The following is a 21,829-nucleotide window of genomic DNA, read 5'->3' as shown; positions in this document are numbered from 1 at the left end:
CAGCTTACGCTGGATTTTTATTTGCACCATATTTCATTAGCTGAAAAATGGTGCCCGAGGCCAGACTCGAACTGGCACGCTTTGTGGGCGGGGGATTTTAAATCCCCTGTGTCTACCGATTTCACCACTCGGGCTTTACCAATGGAGGCGGAGGTCGGAATCGAACCGGCGTACACGGAGTTGCAGTCCGCTGCATGACCACTCTGCCACCCCGCCATCTCTTGGTGATGCACATATTAGCAATCTTTAAAAAAAAAACAATAGTGTTTATCGCGAATATGCACATAAAAACAACATCTAAAAGAATATTGCTCAAATTATCATGTATTATTTACCCAATTCATTCATACCCACTTTGGAGATGTGCTGTGGCATTGGTTTTAGACGGTCGTGCATTAGCAAAACAAATTGAAACGGATTTGTTGGTACGTGTAGAAGCATTAAAAGCAAAATCGGGACGTACCCCAATCTTGGCCACCATTCTGGTTGGTGATGATGGTGCATCTGCCACTTATGTGCGTATGAAGGGTAATGCCTGCCGCCGTGTCGGGATGGATTCGCTTAAGGTTGAGCTTCCAAAAGAAACCACAACTGAACAGCTTTTGGCTGAAATTGAAAAATTAAATGCCAATCCTGATGTGCATGGCATCTTGTTGCAACATCCTGTGCCTGAACAAATTGATGAAAGAGCATGTTTTGATGCGATTTCGTTGGCAAAAGATGTGGATGGGGTGACTTGTTTAGGTTTTGGTCGTATGGCGATGGGCGAAGCGGCTTATGGTTCAGCGACTCCAGCGGGTATCATGACCATTTTGCAAGAAAACAAAATTGAAATCGCAGGTAAGCATGCAGTTGTTGTGGGCCGTTCTGCTATTTTGGGTAAACCGATGGCGATGATGCTGTTACAAGCAAACGCGACTGTGACGATTTGCCACTCTCGTACTCAAAACTTGGCGGAACTGGTGAAACAGGCCGATATTATTGTGGGTGCAGTGGGTAAAGCTGAACTGATCCAAAAAGACTGGATCAAGCAAGGCGCAGTTGTGGTGGATGCCGGTTTCCATCCACGTGATGGTGGCGGTGTAGGTGATATCCAGTTGGTGGGTATTGAAGAGGTTGCTTCAGCTTATACCCCAGTGCCGGGTGGCGTGGGTCCGATGACGATTACCACCTTGATTCGTCAAACTGTAGAAGCTGCTGAAAAAGCATTAGCATAAGCATTGATAACCCCTCGCCAAGAGGGGTTTTTTTAGAACTAAATCTATATGAGTTGTACATTTCAATTTGCCAAGGCGCCTGAGCAATTGTTGAAGGCATTGCATGAGGTCATTCCAAACACCGACTTGCTGGCACAACAGTTACCTGAAACGCCGATTTCACTGTGGTTGATTCCTCCGGTATTTCCAACCGACCGTTTAGATGATGAAGTGATTCGACGCATCTGGAATGAAACACCGTACTGGATTTTTTGTTGGGCTTCTGGTCTGGCCATGGCGCAATGGTTATTGGCAGAGCCGCATCATGTTAAAGATAAAGTGGTGCTGGACTTTGGTGCTGGGTCGGGTGTAGTTGCCATTGCAGCAAAAATGGCGGGTGCGAAGCGGGTGATTTGCTGTGATATTGATCCGGTCAGTCTGGCATCATGTCGTGAGAATGCGCTGCTGAATGATGTGGAGCTGGAGTATCTGGATGATTTGTATCAGTCCGGGCAAGTCGACGTATTGTTAGCTGCAGATGTGCTCTACGATCAATGTAATCGTTTCTTTCTGGATGAATTCCTGAAGTTTGCACCTGAAGTGTGGGTGGCAGATAGCCGGGTCAAAAATTTTAGCCATCCGCAATATCTAAAAATTGACGAGCGCAGTGCTACCACCTGGCCAGATCTGGATGAATCAAAAGAATTCCGTAATGTGAGCTTTTATCGAACCAAATAACATTAGGCAGGTTCAGCATGAGCTTAACGTCAAATGGATCAATATAAAATCTTAACATAGCACGGCCCAAGCCCATGTTAAAACATAGAAGAGCGGTAATGACGTTGTAAGATGACATTAAATAGAACATAAAAGGAGCATTATATGGGAATTGAACACGTTGACGATGGTAAACACGGCGCTTTTAAGTTATTTGAAGGTGAGCTGCTGGCAGGTGAAATGGCATATACCTGGGCGGGAGACGCTATGCTCATTATTGACCATACAGATGTCGATGATCAATTTCGTGGGCAAGGTGTAGGGCATAAGCTGTTAAAGGAGTTGATTGCCTTTGTGCGTGAACGTCAGGTGAAAGTCATTCCTTTATGTCCGTTTGCAAAATCGGTGTTTGATAAAGATCTCTCGATTCATGACGTTTTAAAATAATAAAAAAGGATATCTCCAGTGCCGGGGATATCCTTTGTTTAAACAATCGGCTTGATTAAGAACAGTTGTAACGTACCACTTTTAAGGTGGCAGGACGGGCTTCAAGCGCCTGACGAGTTGCATAACCTTCGCTATTGTTGAAATCTGGCGAGTTTGATAGGCCAAAAGTTGCGCGACTGTTACCGAGCTTGACGCCATATTGTTCTTGTTGGGTCGGATTCATAATTTCATTGACGCTAAGCACTGAAATTTTGTAGTTTTTTTCTGCACCTAAGACCTGTTTGCAGGCATGTTGTAACTTTTTCTCATCAATATCACGATTGCTATGTGCTGCCAGTGTGTAGGCAATCGTTGCCGAAGTCGTTGTTTTATTTTCAATTTGGTAGCCAGTCACACCATTATATTGATGTGGACTGCTTTGACAGGCTGCAATAAGAAGAGTACCGCTTACAAGAAAGAATAAATTCGTTTTTTTCATATCAATGGTCCTGTTATTTCTGCTTTTAGTATCGCATAAAAACAGCTTTTTATTGTGAGTTATCTTTAAAACACGGGCTATTCATCGTTTTTATGTTCAAAGTTAAAGAAAGAATTTTCGTTTTCGAACAATTTTGCATATAATCTGCCAAGTTTTTTATTTAATACAGAAGTCATTGCTTTTTTGCAGTATTGGAGCCCGTTTTTTAACGGGCATTTAATTTATTGCACTATACACAAGCAAGTCTGGATAGGTATGTCATGATCTCTACAGATAGTCAAAAAAAATACGTGGTTGCATTTGACCAAGGTACAACGAGTTCCCGTGCAATCGTATTGGATCACGATGCGAATGTCATCAGTATTGCTCAGCGTGAATTTACGCAAATTTACCCACAACCAGGTTGGGTTGAGCATGATCCTATGGAAATCTGGGCGACGCAAAGCGCAGTATGGGTTGAAGCTTTAGCGCAGGCGAGTATCTCAAGTGATCAGATTGCGGCGATCGGGATTACCAACCAACGTGAAACGACGGTGATCTGGGATAAGCAGACAGGTAAACCTATCTACAATGCAATTGTATGGCAAAGTCGTCAAAGCAATGAGATTTGTAACCAGCTTCGTCAGGATGGCTGGCAAGACTACGTCCGTAAAGTGACGGGTCTCGTGATTGATCCATATTTCTCGGCAACAAAAATTAAGTGGATTCTTGACCGTGTAGAAGGCAGTCGTGAACGTGCAAAGCGCGGTGAATTGCTGTTTGGTACGATTGATACCTGGTTGTTGTGGAAACTGACCAATGGTCAGGCTCATGTCACTGACTATACCAATGCATCACGCACCATGTTATTCAATATTGAAACACTGGAATGGGATGATAAACTGCTTGAAGCTTTGGATATTCCCAAAGCGATGTTGCCAGAAGTGCGTAGTTCTTCAGAAGTCTATGGTTATACCCACACCATTAGCGGTCAGGAAATTGGAATTCCAATTGCCGGAATTGCGGGTGATCAACAGGCAGCCTTGTTCGGTCAAATGTGTGTAGAAGTTGGGCAGGCAAAAAATACCTATGGTACCGGCTGTTTCTTGCTGATGAATACCGGCAAACGTATGGTTCAGTCAGATCATGGTCTGCTAACGACGATTGCATGTGGTCCGCGTGGAGAAGTGAATTATGCACTGGAAGGTGCGGTGTTTAATGGTGGTTCATGCGTACAATGGTTACGTGACGAACTGAAAGCCATTAATGACTCACATGATTCTGAATACTATGCCACCAAAGTCAAAGATAGCAATGGTGTCTACGTGGTGCCTGCATTCACTGGCCTGGGTGCACCGTATTGGGATCCGACTGCGCGTGGTGCAATTATGGGCATTACCCGTGGTGTGAGTATTGAACATATTATTCGTGCCACACTCGAGTCGATTGCCTATCAAACCCGTGATGTACTGGATGCCATGCAACAGGATTCAGGCGAAAAGTTACGGACCTTACGTGTGGATGGTGGTGTTACTGCCAATAACTTCCTGATGCAGTTCCAGGCCGACATCATGGGGACTTCGGTAGAACGTCCAGCCATGAAAGAAACCACGGGGATGGGTGCTGCATTCTTGGCAGGTTTGGCGGTCGGTTTCTGGTCTGACCTGAACGAATTAAAGAGTAGAATGACCATCGAAAATACCTTTACTCCAGAGTGCGGTCAGGAAGTGACTGAAAAACTGTACAAAGGTTGGTTAAAAGCGGTCGGACGTACTCGTGATTGGGCGGAAGATTAAGTTAAAATAACCCGATTGAGTAACCCCTAAAATAATACAGGATGGATGAGCATGAGCTTGATATTGCGCCAACAGAAAACCCTCGAATTAGTGAGAGAACGTGGCTATATCAGTATTGAAGAGCTTGCTCAGCATTTTGATGTGACGCCGCAAACCATCCGCCGTGATATCAATCAATTGGCGGATGAGGGTTTATTGCGTCGTTACCATGGTGGTGCAGCGCATGATTCAAGTGTCGAAAACACTGAATATACCATGCGTGTCGGGCATATGCTGGAAGAAAAAAGAACCATTGCAGCGGCTGTCGCTGCAGCCGTTCCGGATCATGCTTCATTATTCATTAATATCGGGACCACAACCGAAGCAATTGCGCACGCATTGTTGAACCATACCGGTTTGCGGATTATTACCAACAACCTCAATGTTGCGAAAATTCTCAGTACCAAAGAAGACTTTGAAGTTCTGATTGCCAGTGGTCGTGTACGTCCGGATGGTGGGGTGATTGGTCAGGCGACTGCGGACTTCTTTAAACAGTTCAAAGCGGATTATGCACTGGTCGGGATTAGCGGCATTGAAGAAGATGGGACTTTACTGGATTTCGATTTTCAGGAAGTTTGCGTTTCTCAAGAAATCGTTTCCAGCGCACGTCAGGTTTTTCTTGCTGCCGATAGTAGTAAATTTGGCCGTAATGCCATGATTCGTCTGGGGTCACTTAAGCAGGTAGATTGTATTTTTACCGATCAGCAACCGAATGAGGCTTTTATGAAAACCATTCAGGAACTGGATGTCGGTTTGATTATTGCTAAATAAATCTTCATTTTCGAATTCGAAAAATTGTTACTTTTCTTGAGCTAAAGCTATTTGGTTCAGGATGTGTATGAAATTTTTTAATTAAAATTTAAATAATATTTTATAGATTTATTAGATTGAATTATTTGTTGGATTTATATTAAACCAGTATTTTAGAATCTCTATATTTATCAAATTCACATTTTTGTTGATAAATTTTTTTGTTGAAATTTTATTAATGTTAATTTTAGGAAAAAGGTCTATTTAATTTAAATAGACCTTTTCAGAAATTATGGGGTGATGGTATCTGAACATCTACCAGCTGGATAACGTGGGACCACTAATGAGTAGGTTTCAGTCAGGAATGCTCCACCATTAGGTTTTATTTGTTTACGTTTATAAGTGCATTTAATCCAGTAGGTATCAGGTTCAGATTTAATGAGATACCACGGTCCCCATTGTTTTGGCCCATTATTGCCAATGACAGTATCGGCTGATGTCATTGTGCTAATTGATAATAACGTTAAGAAAAATGACATAAACAATATTTTAATCTTATTCATAAGGATTCCGATAATTGTTAATAATTTAGTGGAAAATTTTATTTTAGCCTTTTTAATATTTATCTAAAATAAATATTAATTAAAAAGCTGTTTATAATATAAATTATTTTACCAAAAGGTAAAATAAATATTTTTATTGAATGTATCAATTTATTTCGATTTTTTTGTTTATCCATGATTGCAACTTTTAGGGTAAAACAAATACTTCCTTGCAATTAGAGTAATAGACTTAGTAATGCTTCTGCTTAACTTCTCTCTTTACTCGAAAATTTTTGCTACATCTCTATTGCTTCAGTGACAACTTTCGTTTTTGACCATTTATCTAAAAATGTCTATAAATTGGCATTTTTTAGGCTGATCTTTATTGTTTATTTTCATTTAACATGTTTAAATGTTCGTAATTGAACAATAATGAACATTTGCGGTGATTTATGCAAACTTCTCCTCAGTCAAATGACAAAATTTATGATCTTGCCGTGATTGGTGGTGGTATCAATGGTGTTGGTATTGCTGCTGATGCATCAGGACGTGGTTTGTCGGTGTTCTTGTGCGAAAAAGATGATTTGGCCAGCCATACATCTTCTGCAAGTAGTAAACTGATTCATGGTGGTCTGCGCTACCTTGAGCATAAAGAGTTTCGCTTGGTGCGTGAAGCATTGGCTGAACGTGAGGTATTGTTAGCTAAAGCGCCGCATATTATCCGTCCAATGCGTTTTATCATGCCGCATCGTCCGCATTTGCGTCCGGCCTGGTTAATCCGTACCGGTTTGTTCTTTTATGACCATCTGGGCAAACGCGAAAAATTATTGGGTTCAAATAATGTCTACTTTAAGGAAGACAGTCCGCTAAATGCGGCGATTACCCGTGGTTTTGAGTATTCGGATTGTGCAGTCGATGACGCTCGCCTGGTGGTGTTGAATGCCATGCATGCACGTGAAAAGGGTGCTGATATTGTGACCCGTACCCGCTGTTTATCTGCACAACGTGAAGGTCAGTACTGGGTGGTTGATCTGGAAAATGACCAAGGTCAATTCCAGATCAAAGCTAAGGCTTTGGTGAATGCTGCTGGCCCATGGGTTGCACAATTCATTAAGCAGGATTTACAGCTTAAATCACCATACGGTATCCGTCTGATTCAGGGCAGCCACATCATTGTGCCGAAGCTGTATGAAGGCGACAAAGCATTTATTATGCAAAATGATGACCGTCGTATCGTGTTTGCGATTCCGTATCTGGATCAGTACACCATGATTGGAACCACAGACCGTGAGTACCAAGGTGATCCAGCACAAGTGAAAATTACCCAGGAAGAAACGGATTATCTGATTAAAGTGAGCAATGCACACTTTAAAAATCAGTTAACGCAAGCCGATATCGTGTCTACTTTTGCGGGTGTGCGTCCATTGTGTGATGATGAATCGGATAATCCGTCTGCCATTACCCGTGACTATACCTTGGCACTGTCTAAAGAGTCGGCTGAGCAGGCACCGCTACTTTCAGTGTTTGGCGGTAAATTAACCACTTACCGTAAGTTGGCAGAGTCTGCCATGCAACAGTTAAAACCATTTTTCCCGGAGATGAAGGGAAGCTGGACGGCAACTGAAGCCTTGCCAGGTGGTGAAAATATGGAGTCGGCTGAACAGTTGGCAAAAGAAATTCGTGCACAAGTGACAGATGCTTCTGAGGCTTTAGCAAAACGTTGGGCATCTGCATACGGTTCGCGCATCTGGAATATTGTGGGTGAAGCCACTTCAATCGAGCAGCTTGGACAGCATTTTGGTCAAGGCCTGTATGCAAAAGAAGTTGACTACTTATGTGCTGTTGAGTGGGCGAGCAATAGTCAGGATGTTTTATGGAGACGTTCTAAATTGGGTCTGAACTTTGCGCAAAGCGAGATTGAAAGTTTAGATGCCTATCTGGCAACTAAACCACATCGCACTGTTGCTGCTTAAGTCTTTTTCATAAAAAAAGCCCCTTATCTGAACGATCAGTAAGGGGCTTTTTTATGGCGATTGATTAGTATTTAAATTTTAGTGCAACGGTATAATTTGCTGGCTCGCCGTAGAATGCCTGACCATCAGTGAAGCTGTTCAGGTACTTTTTATCGGTGACATTGTCGGCATTGGCCTGAATGCTAAAGTTAGGGCTGACTTCATAACTTGCCATCAAATTCAGCAAGGCATAATCACCCTGTTTCAGGTAAGTCGAATACGTTGGATCAAAGCGGCTAATCTTGCTTTGCCATTTTAAGCCTGCGCCGACTTTCAGTTTTGGTAGCTGGGTAGGTGAATAAGTGGTCAACAGGTTGAAGCTTTGGGTTGGATTATAAGTTCTGGCCGCACCGCCATTTTTCATATCTTGCAGACTGAATTGGGTATAGCCCAAAGAGACATTGACCTGATCGGTGAGTTGACCAGCCAAACCGACTTCTACACCTTGTGAGCGTAAGTCGCTAATTGCTGAGGTACGATTGAGCGGATGACTGTCGGCTGGTCGAAGTGGATAATTATTTTCCTCGGTTCTAAATACGGCTAATGTGCCGGTTAGTTTATTGTCTAACCATGCACTTTTTACCCCGATTTCGTAGCTTTTACCTTCGATTGGATCGCCAACTTTCCCTGTTGTTTCATCCACTGATGTTTGTGGTCGAAAAATCGAGGTATAGCTCATATAACCTGTATATTCAGGAGTAAAGTTATAGGTGATGCCTGCATACGGTGAGACTTTGCTTTCATCATAATTCATCGGTGAGCTATAACTTGCGCCTTTACTTTTGGCTTGAACATAGTTCGCACCTAAGGTTAATTTTAGGTCTTCGTTTAAATGCAGTCGGGTTGCTGCGTAAACGGACTGATTCCGTTGGGTGTAATCCGCAGCATCCGTTAAGGCACTCCAGGTGACATTGTTTGGTGTCCAGCTTGCCCAGCCCGTTGTACATTGGGCTTGGTATTGATTAGCACCTGTACCACGGGTACATGACCCGATATTGTTGTCGAGGATCGTTCCGGATTTCTGCTTATCTTTTTGTTCGCTTTGAGAATAGGTGTAGCCCACAATGGCTTCATGTTCGCGTCCTAAAAGATCAAATTTACCTTGCAGGTTAAAATCGGCAGTTTGTAGTTTATTATGTTCTGTTCCACCCCAAGCGGTTAGATCGACATCTGAACCATCGGCTTTTGGATAGCCATAATAATAAAGTAACTGGCTACTACGCTCTTTTTCATTGTAGTTATAGCTCAGGTTGGCAGACCATGTGTCAGAGAGCTTTTGTTTTAGTTCAAAGAATGCATTACGTGAGGTGTTGTCCCAATAGGTCCAGTCCGGATTGGGGTTGTAAGAACGATCATAACTGAGTTGCTTGCCTGTGGAATCCATCAGCGGTAACGCACCCCAGTTGTTGGCATTCGGTTTGTTCTTTTCTTGGCTGGCACCCACTGTAATGAGGGTGTTATCCGTAAGATCTGCCTCTAATACCCCTGCAATCCCGTTTTTTTCGGAGGTGTAGCGATCTAAATGGGAGTCACCGGTCTGCTCAAAACCGGCAAGGCGACCACGAATATTGCCACTTGGTGTCAGGCTACCAGAAGCATCTGCTTCATAGCGTTGCGTATCCCATGAACCATAGCTCAGCCCGGCATTAGCCTGAAATTCTTTGGTCGGACGTTTGCGAATATAGTTGATGGTTGCGCTCGGGTCGCCAAAGGCATTGGTGAGCGCATCTGCACCTTTAATCACTTCAATGCGATCATAAAAAAAGCTATCCGGATTGGTATCGTTATAGTTCCATGCGCTTGCAGGGAAGCCGACACCATCGACCAGAATATTGGAAATCTCAAAACCACGTGCCATATACACAGAGCGTTCAGTTTCAGATGAGTTGACGGTCACCCCCGGAGTGTTATTTAAAATGTCGCGGGAACTGGTGAGGCCAAAATCATCAATCTGCTGACGTGTCACCACATTAATCGTTTGCGGGATTTCTTTGGCTTCAATGTTGAGCTTGGTTGCACTTGAACTGTGCTTGATCGTGTAGGCTTTGCTTTGTTCGCTAGGGCCATCATCCTGAGTGGCTTGTACCTTAATTGTCGGGAGTTGTTGTGATGCCTCATCAACTGCATGACTATATGAGCTGATACTGACGAGTGTAGAAATTGCTAAAAACAGGGGAGTGCGTTTAAACAGCGGGGAAGAGCTCATGCTTACAACCATGTAAATGAGAAATATTATTATTATAATTATTGTTAATATTCGTTAATTTTGCAATTTGTTTTGTCTTAAGCTTAATGGGAATAGTTAGGGCTAAGCAGGGGATTGATAGAAAATTTCGACAAGCCATAAAAAAAAGGCCACCGAAGTGACCTTTTTATTCTCTTTGAACCCGCTTTATGAAAGAGGGAAGTTAAGAGGCTTAAGCAGATTTAACCGCTGCCAGTAATTCATTTTGACGATCTTTAAGCGCTTGAGGTAAGCGGTCACCAAGTTTGGTAAATAACTCAGTGTGGCTTTCAAGTTCTTTGATCCACTGGTCTTTGTCTTGTGCAGTGACTGTTTCGAATTGCTCTTTAGAGAACTCGATACCTGTCCAGTTCAATTGTTCGTAAGTTGGAACATAACCGATTGGTGTTTCAGTCGCTTCAGCGCGGCCTTCGCAACGATCGATGATCCACTCAAGAACACGCATGTTTTGACCGAAACCAGGCCATACGAAGTTGCCTTCAGCATCACGACGGAACCAGTTTACGTTGAAGATTTTTGGTAATTTGTTACCCGCAGCTTCAGCTTTCGCACCGACTTTTTTGCCCATCTCTAACCAGTGACCGAAGTAATCAGCCATGTTATAACCGGCAAATGGAAGCATTGCGAAAGGATCGCGACGAACGATACCTTGTTGACCAACAGCCGCAGCAGTGGTTTCAGAACCCATGGTTGCCGCTTTATAAACGCCGTCAACCCAGTCAAATGCTTCAGAGACTAAAGGCACGGTGTCGGCACGACGACCACCGAAGATGAATGCAGAGATTGGTACGCCTGCTGGATTTTCCCAGTCAGCATCAATCGAAGGGCATTGACCCGCAGAAACGGTAAAGCGTGAGTTTGGATGCGCAGCTTTTTCGCCTTCAACGTATGGCTGGCCTTTCCAGGTGATAAGATCAGCTGGAACTTCTTTAGTTAGACCTTCCCACCATACTTCGCCATCTTTGGTCACTGCAACGTTGGTATAGATAACATCTTTATGCATCGTTGCGATACAGTTCGGGTTAGTCTTGGTATTGGTACCCGGCGCAACACCGAAGAAACCAGCTTCTGGGTTGATTGCGTATAAGCGACCATCTTCACCTGGTTTGATCCAGGCAATATCGTCACCTACAGTCTCAATCTTCCAGCCTTCATAGCCAGCTGGTGGAATCAACATGGCAAAGTTGGTTTTACCACAAGCAGAAGGGAATGCAGCTGCGATGTAGTGTTTTTCACCTTGCGGATTGGTCACGCCCAAAATCAGCATGTGTTCAGCTAACCAGCCTTGTTCGCGGCCCATTGCAGAAGCAATACGTAATGCAAGGCACTTTTTACCAAGCAAGGCATTACCGCCGTAACCAGAACCGTAAGACCAGATTTCACGTGTTTCTGGATAGTGAACGATATATTTTTCATTGTTACATGGCCAAGCAACATCTTTTTGACCATCTTTAAGCGGTGCAGCAACGGTGTGTACACATGGGATGAATTCGCCATCTGTGCCTAACACGTCATAAACTGCTTTGCCCATACGTGCCATTTTTGTCATGCTGACAGCAACGTAAGGTGAATCTGTTAATTCGATACCAATGTGTGCAATGTGGCTTCCTAAAGGACCCATCGAGAAGGGAACCACATACATGGTACGGCCTTCCATTGCACCGTCAAATAATCCATTTAATTTTGCGCGCATTTCCGCAGGAGCAACCCAGTTATTCGTTGCGCCAGCATCTTCTTGGTTTTGAGAGCAGATATAAGTGCGGTCTTCAACACGAGCAACGTCAGAAGGATCAGAATTTGCAAGATAAGAACCAGGATGTTTTTCTTGGTTAAGTTTCTGCATGGTGCCGTTAGCGATCATCAAGTCCATAAGACGTTGATATTCCTCTTCGCTGCCGTCACACCATTCGATTTTTGCTGGTTTGGTTAATTTTGCAATTTCTTCCACCCATGCAATTAGCTTAGGGTGACGAACGAATTCTGGTGCGTTCACTTGGGTCATGGTGATGCCTTTTTAAAGTGTGTACAACGTACAAGTTCTATCTACTGGATGGCAGTAAGACAGATGAAGTAAAAAAAGTGGCTGTATTAAAGCATAAAATCATAAAAAATATAAGACTAAAGAATAGGGTGGGTTCTAAAGCAGGGAATCTGCTTTTGATTTTAAGTTATTGTTTTTACAATTAATTATCATTTTATATTTTGCTATTTTGTTTATTTATATATGTTATTTTTGTTATAAATTTTTATTAAAAACAATAGTTTAATTATTTTTTTATTTTCTTGAGAATTGTTATTGATTATATGAATGAAGCTCATTCAAAATTTACATAAACAAGCTATTATTTGTTGATTTTGTAAACAAAAATAGCCCTGTAATCTTCCTTAAGGTTGAAAGTTATGCCCCCTAATGTCCAGCCTCTGTCCATTATTTATAATCAAAAATCAGGATTTCATGCGGCACAGCAAGATGAAGAATATGAGCGTCTGATGACCTTCTGGACGCAATATGGATTCGAAATTCAGGTATTTGAGCTCAGTTCGCAAACAGATTTTGATGCCATGATGAGAACGGTGCTGGCCCGGCATCAACAGACGGAATCACGCGGCGTTGTGGTGGCAGCAGGAGGAGATGGCACGCTCAATGCGGTCGCAAAAAAACTGATGCATACCGATATTCCGATGGGCATTATTCCCTTGGGCACTTTTAATTATGTGGCACGGGTCTTGAATATTCCCCTAGATGTGTTTCAGGCTGCAGAGGTGATTGCTACCGGCGCGATTCAGAAAGTCCATATTGCCACCATCAACGATCAGATTTACTTAAATAATGCCAGTCTCGGCTTATATCCTTTATTTATTAAAAAGCGTGAGCGCTTTAACCAGCATCTAGGGCGTCTTCCTTTAAATGCTTATACCTCTGCGCTAGATGTTTTGTTGCGTGAGCATAAATCCCTGAAACTGTCAGTCAGCGTGGATGGAGAAAAATATCCTGTGGCAACGCCATTGATTTTCTTTGGCAATAATCAGCTACAACTCAGTGACATGAAATTAAGAATTGCGGAGTGTGCTGCCAACGGCAAACTGGCTGGGGTGGTGGTGGCTAAAAGTGACCGCTTCAGTTTGTTAAAATTGTTATGGAAACTGATTCAAGGGAAAATCGATCAGGCTTCTGGTGTCTATACATTTTGTGCCGAGCATATCCAGGTCGATTGTAAAAAGCCACAGTTAACTGTTGCAATAGATGGAGAGTTGAAAGAGATGCAAACCCCATTAAAATTTGCCGTTGAAAAATCTGCTTTAAAGGTAATGGTTCCGAATGTTACTGCATCTGTCTGACCTGCATTTTGGAACGGAGCGTGAAGCCTGTATTGACGCGATCAAACAGTTTTGTCTGGATCATCGTCCAGAAGCGGTGGTGGTGAGTGGCGATCTGACCCAACGTGCGCGATTAAAACAGTTTTATGCCTGCCGTCAATTTCTGGATGCATTGGAAATTCCTTATCTGGTGGTGCCTGGTAATCATGACATTCCGCTTTATCATGTCTGGAATCGTTTTTTCTCTCCTTTTGTGCGTTATCAGGCCTTCTTTGGTCGTATGGAAACCACTTTGGAGACTGAACATTTTTATCTGGTGGGGGTGAACAGTATCCGGCGGCGCTACCATACCCGGGGACATGTTTCTCTAGAGCAAATTCATGAAACTTATCAGCGTTTGAACAATGCGCCCGCGCATAAAATCAAAATGGTGGTGTTTCATCAACCTTTTTATACCTTTCCCAATGAACATGGCGATAAAGACTGTCCAGTCCTGGGGAAAATTGCTTTGGAGCAGTGGGGTAAAACTGGCTTGTTCGGTTTATTACATGGTCATTTACATAAAGTGGCGGTACACGATCTCAATCAGATTTTTCATTTGGGGTTTGATCATCCGATTCTGGATATTCATGCAGGAACAGCCACATCCAAGCGTTTACGCTTCAGATTATCCAATAGTTTTAATGTGATTTCGGATCAGGGGCGGATCGAGCATTACTGGTTCGATGAATCGCTGCAAACATTTGTGAAAACACAAAATGTTGTTTAATTCGGCATAACCTTATTCTTGTGCTCAAAAAAACATCTATAAATAGAATTTTTTTTTATTTCCCCCTTGAAGCCATTTTTTTCATCCCCAAAAAAGTGGCATACCAAAATTTTATATGTGTTGCCACGAACTGGTGACACACATTAATCAATAAGACTAAGTCTGATGGAGTTAACTATGAGCAACATTCGTCCATTACATGATCGTGTTGTGATTCGTCGCGTAGAAGAAGAAACCAAAACGGCTGGTGGTATTTTACTTCCAGGTTCTGCTGCAGAAAAACCATCTCAAGGTGAAGTAATTGCAGTCGGTAATGGTCAGATCACTGACAACGGCGTTCGTGCTTTAGACGTTAAAGTTGGCGACAAAGTATTGTTCGGTACTTATGCGGGTACAACAGTAAAAGTAAGTGGTGAAGAACTCTTGATTATGAAAGAGTCGGATATCTTAGCTGTGCTTGAAGGCTAATCGACACATAACTCAAATTTATTATCAGATTCAGTAATTAAAAAGATTCGGAGTTTAACATGTCAGCTAAAGACGTAAAATTTGGTGATTCAGCTCGCTCAAAAATGATTGCAGGCGTTAACGTACTTGCAGATGCAGTAAAAGTAACTTTAGGCCCTAAAGGCCGTAACGTCGTTATTGACCGTTCTTTCGGTGCGCCACACATTACTAAAGACGGTGTGACTGTTGCGAAAGAAATTTCTTTAAAAGACAAGTTTGAAAACATGGGTGCTCAACTTGTTCGTGAAGTTTCTTCTAAAACCAATGACATCGCGGGTGACGGTACAACAACTGCAACCGTACTTGCTCAAGCAATTTTAAATGAAGGGATCAAATCAGTAACTGCTGGTATGAACCCAATGGATTTAAAACGTGGTATCGATATCGCAGTAAAAACTGTGGTTGAAAATATCCGTACCAATGCAAAACCTGCTGATGATTTCAAAGCAATTGAACAAGTAGGTTCAATCTCTGCGAACTCTGATACCACTGTAGGTAAACTGATCGCTCAAGCGATGGAAAAAGTGGGTAAAGAAGGTGTCATCACTGTAGAAGAAGGTTCTGGCTTCGAAGACGCTTTAGACGTTGTAGAAGGTATGCAGTTCGACCGTGGTTATATCTCTCCATACTTCGCAAACAAGCAAGATACGCTTACTGCTGAACTTGAAAATCCGTTCATCCTGCTTGTTGATAAAAAAATCAGCAACATCCGTGAATTGATTACGGTATTGGAAGCTGTTGCTAAAACAGGTAAACCACTACTTATCATCGCTGAAGATGTTGAAGGCGAAGCGCTTGCGACTCTTGTTGTGAACAACATGCGCGGTATTATCAAAGTATGTGCGGTGAAAGCACCTGGTTTTGGTGACCGTCGTAAAGCAATGCTTCAAGACATCGCGATCTTGACTGGCGCGACTGTTATTTCTGAAGAAGTCGGTATGTCTTTAGAGCAAGCTTCTCTTCAAGATTTAGGTACTGCGCACAAAATCACAGTATCTAAAGAGAACACTGTGATCGTTGATGGTGCAGGTAATGCTGAGCAAATCGCTGAACGTGTTCAACAGATCCGTGCGCAAATCGAAGAATCTACTTCTGAATATGACAAAGAAAAACTTCAAGAACGCGTTGCTAAATTAGCAGGCGGCGTTGCAGTCATCAAAATTGGTGCAGCAACTGAAGTTGAAATGAAAGAGAAGAAAGACCGCGTAGACGATGCGCTTCATGCAACTCGTGCAGCAGTTGAAGAAGGTGTTGTTGCGGGTGGTGGTGTTGCATTAGTACGCGCTGTAAATGTGTTAGATGGCTTAAAAGGCGCTAACGAAGACCAAACTGCGGGTATCAACATTTTACGTCGTGCGATTGAAGCGCCACTTCGTCAAATCGTTTCAAATGCAGGTGATGAGCCTTCAGTTGTGATCAATGCAGTTAAAGCTGGTGAAGGTAACTTCGGTTATAATGCTGCAACTGGTGAATATGGCGATATGCTAGAAATGGGTATCCTTGACCCTGCTAAAGTAACGCGTTCTGCACTTGAACACGCAGCTTCTGTTGCCGGTTTAATGTTGACGACTGAATGTATGATTACTGACATTCCAGAAGACAAACCAGCTGCTCCAGATATGGGCGGTATGGGTGGTATGGGCGGAATGATGTAAACTGCCTATGCTGTGATTAATGCTTTGTAATTTATATATTTATTCGTAAAATTTTTATAAGTTACTCATAGTGTTACTCACAAAATAATTTGTTGTAAAAAAGGTCGCTATTTTAGCGACCTTTTTTAATTTATAGACCGCTATTAATTCGATCTTATAGTTGACCTGAGTTAATTACAAAATTAGATTTGGAAGATGCTGAAATTTTATGTCAGATAAGGGGGAAGGCGCCTGTATGGGCTGATGCGGTATTAGATGTGTTTGGGACTGTTGGAGGATCTCATTGGTCAGAGAGAGTAGTGAATTATTTACATCTACAGTATTTACTGATATCGCTAATAACTAGTCTAGGAGTAGAGAAAAGATGGAAAGAAAAAAGCGGAGAAAAAATAATGGGATCTTATGAGTTAACGAAATATGATCACTTTATAAATCCTATTTTTATTAAGGATGTAAAGAGTGAACTCATTCTTTTAATTTTTTCATTAGTCTGCTTATGGATACTAGTACCTGCTATTTTTAATTCTGATAGATGGGTTGTAATGATTTTTAATTTTAATATTTCATTATATTATCTTTACCCTGTTATTGTTGGTTTAATCTGTTTGTTATATATATTTAGGAAAGTTTTTAAATATTATAGTCGTGCCGTATTTCACTTTTATTTTAAAGATAATTTTTTAGTGCTTAATATCTTTGAGTTTAAAAGTGTCCAGTTTAGTACATTCAATTTTGTTTTAGACAAGTATCGTATTGGGCACTGGAATGGATTTAAGAAAGAATATTTTAATTGTGTAGGGATTGAAGTTAATAAAAGAGTGTATCTGATCCCTGTTGCAGATGGCAAACAAGATGAGCTTGTAAAGCTTTTACTTGATCGTGGTGGGAACCAAACATATTATTGAAGACAACAAGAATTGTGGTAGGTATGGTATATGTTAGATCAATTAAGTACGATCCAGGTTGTAAGTATTTTTGTCATACCTGTTATCGTGCTATTGGGAGTACTTTTTGGCCCAGAAAAATTCAGAAAACCCTTGTGGGTTGGGCTTGTTATATTGCTAACAACTTATTTTATTCGATTGTTTTAATGCAAGTTAATTAACTAGGAAGCATAGTTTTTAAATTTATTTGAAAATTTAAGAAAGCTAAAATAAAGTTACAAGTTAATGGAGTGGCTTTGGTTTTTTTAGTTATGTTGATGGTCGTACCACGAGGGCAATCTTTTTATTTTAACTATTTTTTGATTTGGGTTTATTTCTGGTTGGTTTTTTACATGTGAGATTGCTTATACGTCAGTTGAAAGAGTATTTGCTTGTTAAAGACAATTAATCATTAAGGTAAAGAAAATACAATAGAGATATCTGATGATTATCTATTTTGGGTAGTAGATAAGAAATGGGGCAAAAGTATTGAATTTAAAGAAGGTCAATAACTTTTAGATGCAAATAAACAAGTTTATAAAGTTGTTCCATTTTCATAAAAAAGAGTGTATTTAGATACACTCTTTTTTTACTGCATTTTAAAGTTTTAGGATTAACTGATTAGTATTACTGTATGCACAGGGATTTTTTTATGTGCCAAATATTGAATGTTTATTTAAATAAAATAATTGTCCAAGTAAAAAAGATAATGGCTAAAGAAACAAACTGCGCAGCGCTACCCATATCTTTGGCATTTTTAGACAACTCATGTTTTTCCAGCGAAATGCGGTCAACAACGGCTTCAATGGCGGAGTTGAATAACTCTACAATAATCGCCAACAGGCAGACAGCGACCATTAAAGCTTGTTCCAAAGCCGAGACATGCACAAAAAAGCTCAGCGGAATCAAGATGACATTGAGCAAGATCACTTGTCTAAATGCAGCTTCATGACTAAACGCTGCTTTAAAGCCGGCTAGTGAATAGCCCGTGGCATTGAAAATCCGTTTGAGGCCATTTTTGCCTTTATAAGGAGAGTAGGGTGTCATTGCGATATGGAGAGACTGAAGAAAGCTTTAGTATAAATCCAAATATGTTGCAGTAAATTGGCAAGATGTCGCATGCGTGTACCAATCAGCGCCTTTTTTTGCCATCAAAACAGGCCGTGTGGTATTTAGGAATTGTCAATTTGAATCAGGCTAAGGATAATAAGCATCAATCTATTGAGGAAAGCTGCTGCATGAAAATTATCGCAGATGAAAATTTGGCATTTACCGATTATTTCTTTGCGGAATTTGCAGAAATACAGCATCGGGCAGGACGTAGCTTGACGCATCAGGATGTACAGGATGCCGATGCACTGTTGGTTCGTTCGGTGACCAAAGTGAACCATGCCTTAATTGATCAGACCAAGATCAAGTTTGTTGGCAGTGCCACCATTGGAACTGATCATTTAGATATTCAGGCTTTAGAACAACAAAACATTGCTTGGAGCAATGCGCCAGGCTGTAATGCACAAGCGGTGGCGGAATATGTGATTACGGCCTTATTGCATTTAAATGTGGATTTATTAGAAAAAAATAAGGACTTCACTTTAGCGATTGTGGGTCTGGGCAATGTGGGTAGCCGTCTGGCGGTGATGGCGCAACTATTGGGTTGGAACGTGATTGGTTACGATCCTTATGTGCAACTTGCCGGGATTGAAAATGTTTCTTTTGAGGCATTGTTAAATCGTGCCGATGCCATTTCAATTCATGTACCTTTAACGGTGTCTGGCGATTATCCAACCCAGCATTTATTTAATGCGACTGCATTTGCTGCAATGAAACTCTCCGCTATTTTAATCAATAGTGCGCGTGGTCCTGTGGTTGAGCAAGCTGCCTTGATAGAGGATATTGCAACAAGCAAACGCCAAGTGGTACTGGATGTATTTGAGTTCGAGCCAGAAATTTCAGAACAATTATTGGATCTACTGGCATTAGCGACACCGCATATTGCGGGTTATAGTCTGGAAGGTAAGGCCAGAGGCACGCAGATGATCTATGAGGCGTTTTGCCAGACCTTTGCTTATGAGCTAACAAAACGTTTTGAAAGCCAGTTGCCACAGGTGCCTCAATACTTTGATCATGATTTAAAAGCGGCACTTAAACAGCATCTCACGCAGATTTATGATATTGCTGCAGATGATCAGCAACTGCGTGCTTGTGTTCAGGATGGCAAGGTCGAGCAAACTGCATTTGATTTACTCCGAAAAAATTATCCTTTGCGCCGTGAATGGGCTGCACATGGTGGACCGAAAGCATGAGCCAGACGATGAACAACTATCAGCCAACGTGCTCCATTGAAGCCTTAAAAGCGCGTGCAGCGATGTATCAGAAAATCCGCCAGTTTTTTGCTGAGCGTGAAGTACTTGAGGTGGAAACCCCAGTGCTGTCTCAGGCAGGTGTGACTGATGTGCATTTGGCTTCAGTGCAGGTACAGCGCCATATTCATGGCAAATTAAATACCCAATATTTACAGACCTCACCCGAGTTTCCAATGAAACGCTTATTGGCCAGTGGAAGTGGACCAATTTATCAAATCTGTAAAGTATTTCGTGATGATGAGCATGGGCGCAAGCACAACAGTGAATTTACCATGCTGGAATGGTATCGTCCGGGGCTGGATTTAAAGGCACTGATGCATGAAACGGTGGATCTGTTAGCAACCTGTTTGGCACATCGTTTTGGTGAAATTCGTCCAGTGGTGCTGAGTTATAAGCATGCCTTTCAGGATCGTCTTGAGATTAATCCATTGCAGGCAACCTTAAAACAACTCAAGGATACCGCCAATCGTGTCGGTCTGAATCTTGACTTGGGGGATGATCGTCTGGGGTATATGGATCTGTTGTTTTCGCACTTTGTCGAGCCAAGTCTGGGTTTTGATGCGCCTGTCTTTTTAACCGATTTTCCACCTGAAATGGCGTCACTGGCCAAAGTGAAACAGGATGAAGAGGGTGAACTGGTTGCAGCACGTTTTGAGGTTTATATTGAAGGGCTGGAACTGGCGAATGCCTATGATGAATTGCTGGATGCCGAGGTATTGGCCTCCCGTTTTGAAGCTGATAATGCAGAGCGAGCACAACAAGGTTTGCCTGTGATTCCAACCGATCAGTATTTGCTGGCAGCTTTACCGCATATGCCTGAATGTTCCGGGATCGCGTTAGGGATTGACCGTTTATTGATGGTGGTGATGAATCAGGTCAAGATTGATCAGGTGATTGCTTTCCCTGCCGAAATTGCGTAACGCTGCGTATTTTATAGCCTAGACTAATTGCATCAGCAACTGGATCAATTCACTTTGCCGATGTGTTCTGGTCTTTTTGAAAATAGCTTGCAGGTGCTTTTTGACGGTATCGGCCTGAATTTCATATAAAAGGGCAATTTCTTTAGTGGTTTTGCCCTTCAATAGTTGCTCGCATATTTTATGTTCGACCGGTGTGAACATAAACAGCTGGGTACATCGGTCTTTTTGATATTTAGGCAGATGTTGCAGCCCTGAAAATGTTGCCAGTAATACGGGGCGTAAACCAAAAATCTTATGGGTTTTTTCGGGGCAGAGCAGATCCAGTGTTAAAAACAGCTGATGATCGAGGTGCATCACCTGACTTCGTTCAGCATAACCGACCTGAGAACTGGTGTGATGCAGGCGTTCTAATTCAAGCAGGTGCTGTTCAAATATTTGCTGTTTATGTGGTTCGAAGTAGAAGCGGCGCTGTTCAATCCGGATGTGCGTATTATGTTCGAGAAATTTTTCTGCCTCGGCATTCATCTCCAGAATATCGCCGTTGAGATTAATAATCGCAATGGGTTGATTCATTTTCCGGATCAATTGTGATCCAAGTAGGGTCATGGTGGAATATTCAAAATGATGGCGATAGTGCTGAAGCTTTTGCTGGATCTGTGGCAATATCTCATAAATCGGCTGGAGTTCAGAGCAACTTAATGCACCACGATCGGGGCTGGTGAGCAAGGCCAGAATCACACAGATTTTATGATCATAAATGACCTGAAGTGCTGAGCAAAAACGTAAATTGAGCGGTTGTAAAATCTGTTGGTAGACCTGGGTCTGAACAATATCCTGTTCGCTAAAGTGTTGTGTGCAATGCATCCAGCCTGTGAGTGGTGCCGCCAATAATTTTTTTAATTGTAGGTCATCATCAAATGCTAGACGAAGTTGTTGCAGCGCCGCTTTTTCGAGTTGCTGGGGATCAAGATCAACCCCGTGATGTACACTAAATGACAGGGCCTGCACTTCAAGATCGACTGCCAGAAGTTGTGTGGCCTGAAGGTCAAAATGCTGGTTTAGCTGTTCAAGGAAAATCAACCAGTCATCAGCATGTTGAACCTTGTTCAGAATGTCCAGTACAGCATGGGATTGGGTTTGATTCATTGAATGTGTCCAGCAAAGAGCAAGATC

Annotated in this window: 19 protein-coding genes and 2 tRNA genes; 13 read left to right on the top strand and 8 right to left on the bottom strand. The window is 42.1% G+C overall.

Annotated elements, in window-relative coordinates; all coding sequences use genetic code 11:
* Nucleotides 1–48 precede the first annotated feature (48 nt).
* Both MSG93_RS14810 and MSG93_RS14805 read right to left on the bottom strand, forming a co-directional pair.
* Nucleotides 49–134 (bottom strand) — tRNA-Leu (locus MSG93_RS14810).
* Nucleotides 135–142: 8 nt separating this feature from the next.
* A tRNA-Cys gene (locus tag MSG93_RS14805) sits at nucleotides 143–216 on the bottom strand.
* Nucleotides 217–368: 152 nt separating this feature from the next.
* Here MSG93_RS14805 and folD point away from each other — a divergent pair.
* From folD to MSG93_RS14790, 3 genes are all read left to right on the top strand, one after another.
* Entirely contained in the window at nucleotides 369–1,217 is an 849-nt protein-coding gene (folD, locus tag MSG93_RS14800) for a bifunctional methylenetetrahydrofolate dehydrogenase/methenyltetrahydrofolate cyclohydrolase FolD (RefSeq protein WP_324622361.1), read from the top strand.
* A gap of 48 nt (nucleotides 1,218–1,265) precedes the next feature.
* A complete protein-coding gene (locus MSG93_RS14795; RefSeq protein ID WP_005288333.1) occupies nucleotides 1,266–1,934 on the top strand; it encodes a class I SAM-dependent methyltransferase in 669 nt (222 codons plus the stop codon).
* A 144-nt stretch (nucleotides 1,935–2,078) separates the two neighbouring features.
* Nucleotides 2,079–2,360, top strand: a complete 282-nt coding sequence (locus MSG93_RS14790; RefSeq protein WP_005231835.1) for a GNAT family N-acetyltransferase — start codon at nucleotides 2,079–2,081, stop codon at nucleotides 2,358–2,360.
* A gap of 55 nt (nucleotides 2,361–2,415) precedes the next feature.
* On the opposite strand, the gene MSG93_RS14785 is transcribed toward MSG93_RS14790, so the two are convergent.
* A complete protein-coding gene (locus MSG93_RS14785) occupies nucleotides 2,416–2,838 on the bottom strand; it encodes a hypothetical protein (RefSeq protein ID WP_009511110.1) in 423 nt (140 codons plus the stop codon).
* A 260-nt stretch (nucleotides 2,839–3,098) separates the two neighbouring features.
* Here MSG93_RS14785 and glpK point away from each other — a divergent pair, with 260 nt between their 5' ends.
* Nucleotides 3,099–4,613: a glycerol kinase GlpK gene (glpK, locus tag MSG93_RS14780; protein ID WP_005231833.1), complete on the top strand. Its 1,515-nt coding sequence runs from the start codon at nucleotides 3,099–3,101 to the stop codon at nucleotides 4,611–4,613.
* Between the two features lie 51 nt (nucleotides 4,614–4,664).
* Nucleotides 4,665–5,423, top strand: a complete 759-nt coding sequence (locus MSG93_RS14775) for a DeoR family transcriptional regulator (protein WP_005231831.1) — start codon at nucleotides 4,665–4,667, stop codon at nucleotides 5,421–5,423.
* Between the two features lie 269 nt (nucleotides 5,424–5,692).
* Here the strand turns inward: MSG93_RS14775 and MSG93_RS14770 are convergent, their stop codons facing one another.
* Nucleotides 5,693–5,965, bottom strand: coding sequence for a hypothetical protein (locus MSG93_RS14770; protein WP_005288324.1), 273 nt, complete (start codon nucleotides 5,963–5,965; stop codon nucleotides 5,693–5,695).
* Nucleotides 5,966–6,396: 431 nt separating this feature from the next.
* Here MSG93_RS14770 and glpD point away from each other — a divergent pair, with 431 nt between their 5' ends.
* Nucleotides 6,397–7,917 (top strand): glycerol-3-phosphate dehydrogenase, encoded by a 1,521-nt coding sequence (glpD, locus tag MSG93_RS14765; protein WP_324622360.1) that lies wholly within the window; start codon nucleotides 6,397–6,399, stop codon nucleotides 7,915–7,917.
* 64 nt (nucleotides 7,918–7,981) lie between these two features.
* Here the strand turns inward: glpD and MSG93_RS14760 are convergent, their stop codons facing one another.
* Nucleotides 7,982–10,174: a TonB-dependent siderophore receptor gene (locus tag MSG93_RS14760; RefSeq protein WP_324622359.1), complete on the bottom strand. Its 2,193-nt coding sequence runs from the start codon at nucleotides 10,172–10,174 to the stop codon at nucleotides 7,982–7,984.
* Between the two features lie 199 nt (nucleotides 10,175–10,373).
* A complete protein-coding gene (locus tag MSG93_RS14755) occupies nucleotides 10,374–12,203 on the bottom strand; it encodes a phosphoenolpyruvate carboxykinase (GTP) (protein WP_199949881.1) in 1,830 nt (609 codons plus the stop codon).
* A gap of 398 nt (nucleotides 12,204–12,601) precedes the next feature.
* Here MSG93_RS14755 and MSG93_RS14750 point away from each other — a divergent pair, with 398 nt between their 5' ends.
* The 5 genes from MSG93_RS14750 (at nucleotide 12,602) to MSG93_RS14730 (ending at nucleotide 17,355) form a co-directional block, all read left to right on the top strand.
* Nucleotides 12,602–13,540, top strand: a complete 939-nt coding sequence (locus tag MSG93_RS14750; RefSeq protein ID WP_009511408.1) for a diacylglycerol/lipid kinase family protein — start codon at nucleotides 12,602–12,604, stop codon at nucleotides 13,538–13,540.
* On the top strand, nucleotides 13,521–14,288 hold the full coding sequence (locus tag MSG93_RS14745) for a metallophosphoesterase family protein (RefSeq protein ID WP_324622356.1): 768 nt from the start codon (nucleotides 13,521–13,523) through the stop codon (nucleotides 14,286–14,288). The genes MSG93_RS14750 and MSG93_RS14745 overlap by 20 nt, the downstream gene beginning before the upstream one ends.
* A 177-nt stretch (nucleotides 14,289–14,465) precedes the next feature.
* Nucleotides 14,466–14,756, top strand: coding sequence for a co-chaperone GroES (locus tag MSG93_RS14740; RefSeq protein WP_004652030.1), 291 nt, complete (start codon nucleotides 14,466–14,468; stop codon nucleotides 14,754–14,756).
* 59 nt (nucleotides 14,757–14,815) lie between these two features.
* Complete coding sequence (gene groL / locus MSG93_RS14735) at nucleotides 14,816–16,450, top strand: chaperonin GroEL (protein ID WP_004878354.1); 1,635 nt, start codon at nucleotides 14,816–14,818, stop codon at nucleotides 16,448–16,450.
* A 188-nt stretch (nucleotides 16,451–16,638) separates the two neighbouring features.
* A complete protein-coding gene (locus tag MSG93_RS14730) occupies nucleotides 16,639–17,355 on the top strand; it encodes a hypothetical protein (RefSeq protein WP_324622355.1) in 717 nt (238 codons plus the stop codon).
* 690 nt (nucleotides 17,356–18,045) lie between these two features.
* On the opposite strand, the gene MSG93_RS14725 is transcribed toward MSG93_RS14730, so the two are convergent.
* On the bottom strand, nucleotides 18,046–18,420 hold the full coding sequence (locus tag MSG93_RS14725) for a diacylglycerol kinase (RefSeq protein ID WP_005231823.1): 375 nt from the start codon (nucleotides 18,418–18,420) through the stop codon (nucleotides 18,046–18,048).
* A 191-nt stretch (nucleotides 18,421–18,611) separates the two neighbouring features.
* Between MSG93_RS14725 and MSG93_RS14720 the strand changes: the two genes are divergently transcribed.
* On the top strand, nucleotides 18,612–19,676 hold the full coding sequence (locus MSG93_RS14720; protein ID WP_324622354.1) for a 4-phosphoerythronate dehydrogenase: 1,065 nt from the start codon (nucleotides 18,612–18,614) through the stop codon (nucleotides 19,674–19,676).
* Entirely contained in the window at nucleotides 19,673–20,656 is a 984-nt protein-coding gene (gene epmA, locus MSG93_RS14715; RefSeq protein WP_324622353.1) for an EF-P lysine aminoacylase EpmA, read from the top strand. Before MSG93_RS14720 ends, epmA begins: the two co-directional genes overlap by 4 nt.
* 18 nt (nucleotides 20,657–20,674) lie before the next feature.
* On the opposite strand, the gene MSG93_RS14710 is transcribed toward epmA, so the two are convergent.
* Nucleotides 20,675–21,802, bottom strand: coding sequence for a helix-turn-helix transcriptional regulator (locus MSG93_RS14710; RefSeq protein ID WP_324622352.1), 1,128 nt, complete (start codon nucleotides 21,800–21,802; stop codon nucleotides 20,675–20,677).
* Nucleotides 21,803–21,829 lie beyond the last annotated feature (27 nt).

Source organism: Acinetobacter sp. IK40, assembly GCF_035615075.1.
In the GTDB taxonomy this organism is placed as follows: Bacteria; Pseudomonadota; Gammaproteobacteria; order Pseudomonadales; family Moraxellaceae; genus Acinetobacter; species Acinetobacter courvalinii.
The sequence above is the reverse complement of the archived record's forward strand: the minus strand, read 5'-3'. Positions and strand labels throughout refer to the sequence as shown.

What these genes read in the sequence shown, in the direction of transcription:
- MSG93_RS14775 (WP_005231831.1), top strand. Translation starts at nt 4,665, where the DNA reads ATGAGCTTGATATTGCGCCAACAGAAAACCCTCGAATTAGTGAGAGAA.
- MSG93_RS14710 (WP_324622352.1), bottom strand. Translation starts at nt 21,802, where the DNA reads ATGAATCAAACCCAATCCCATGCTGTACTGGACATTCTGAACAAGGTT.
- MSG93_RS14745 (WP_324622356.1), top strand. Translation starts at nt 13,521, where the DNA reads ATGTTACTGCATCTGTCTGACCTGCATTTTGGAACGGAGCGTGAAGCC.
- groL (WP_004878354.1), top strand. Translation starts at nt 14,816, where the DNA reads ATGTCAGCTAAAGACGTAAAATTTGGTGATTCAGCTCGCTCAAAAATG.
- MSG93_RS14720 (WP_324622354.1), top strand. Translation starts at nt 18,612, where the DNA reads ATGAAAATTATCGCAGATGAAAATTTGGCATTTACCGATTATTTCTTT.
- MSG93_RS14725 (WP_005231823.1), bottom strand. Translation starts at nt 18,420, where the DNA reads ATGACACCCTACTCTCCTTATAAAGGCAAAAATGGCCTCAAACGGATT.
- MSG93_RS14740 (WP_004652030.1), top strand. Translation starts at nt 14,466, where the DNA reads ATGAGCAACATTCGTCCATTACATGATCGTGTTGTGATTCGTCGCGTA.
- glpD (WP_324622360.1), top strand. Translation starts at nt 6,397, where the DNA reads ATGCAAACTTCTCCTCAGTCAAATGACAAAATTTATGATCTTGCCGTG.
- MSG93_RS14790 (WP_005231835.1), top strand. Translation starts at nt 2,079, where the DNA reads ATGGGAATTGAACACGTTGACGATGGTAAACACGGCGCTTTTAAGTTA.
- MSG93_RS14750 (WP_009511408.1), top strand. Translation starts at nt 12,602, where the DNA reads ATGCCCCCTAATGTCCAGCCTCTGTCCATTATTTATAATCAAAAATCA.
- MSG93_RS14760 (WP_324622359.1), bottom strand. Translation starts at nt 10,174, where the DNA reads ATGGTTGTAAGCATGAGCTCTTCCCCGCTGTTTAAACGCACTCCCCTG.
- epmA (WP_324622353.1), top strand. Translation starts at nt 19,673, where the DNA reads ATGAGCCAGACGATGAACAACTATCAGCCAACGTGCTCCATTGAAGCC.
- MSG93_RS14795 (WP_005288333.1), top strand. Translation starts at nt 1,266, where the DNA reads ATGAGTTGTACATTTCAATTTGCCAAGGCGCCTGAGCAATTGTTGAAG.
- MSG93_RS14755 (WP_199949881.1), bottom strand. Translation starts at nt 12,203, where the DNA reads ATGACCCAAGTGAACGCACCAGAATTCGTTCGTCACCCTAAGCTAATT.
- MSG93_RS14770 (WP_005288324.1), bottom strand. Translation starts at nt 5,965, where the DNA reads ATGAATAAGATTAAAATATTGTTTATGTCATTTTTCTTAACGTTATTA.
- MSG93_RS14785 (WP_009511110.1), bottom strand. Translation starts at nt 2,838, where the DNA reads ATGAAAAAAACGAATTTATTCTTTCTTGTAAGCGGTACTCTTCTTATT.
- glpK (WP_005231833.1), top strand. Translation starts at nt 3,099, where the DNA reads ATGATCTCTACAGATAGTCAAAAAAAATACGTGGTTGCATTTGACCAA.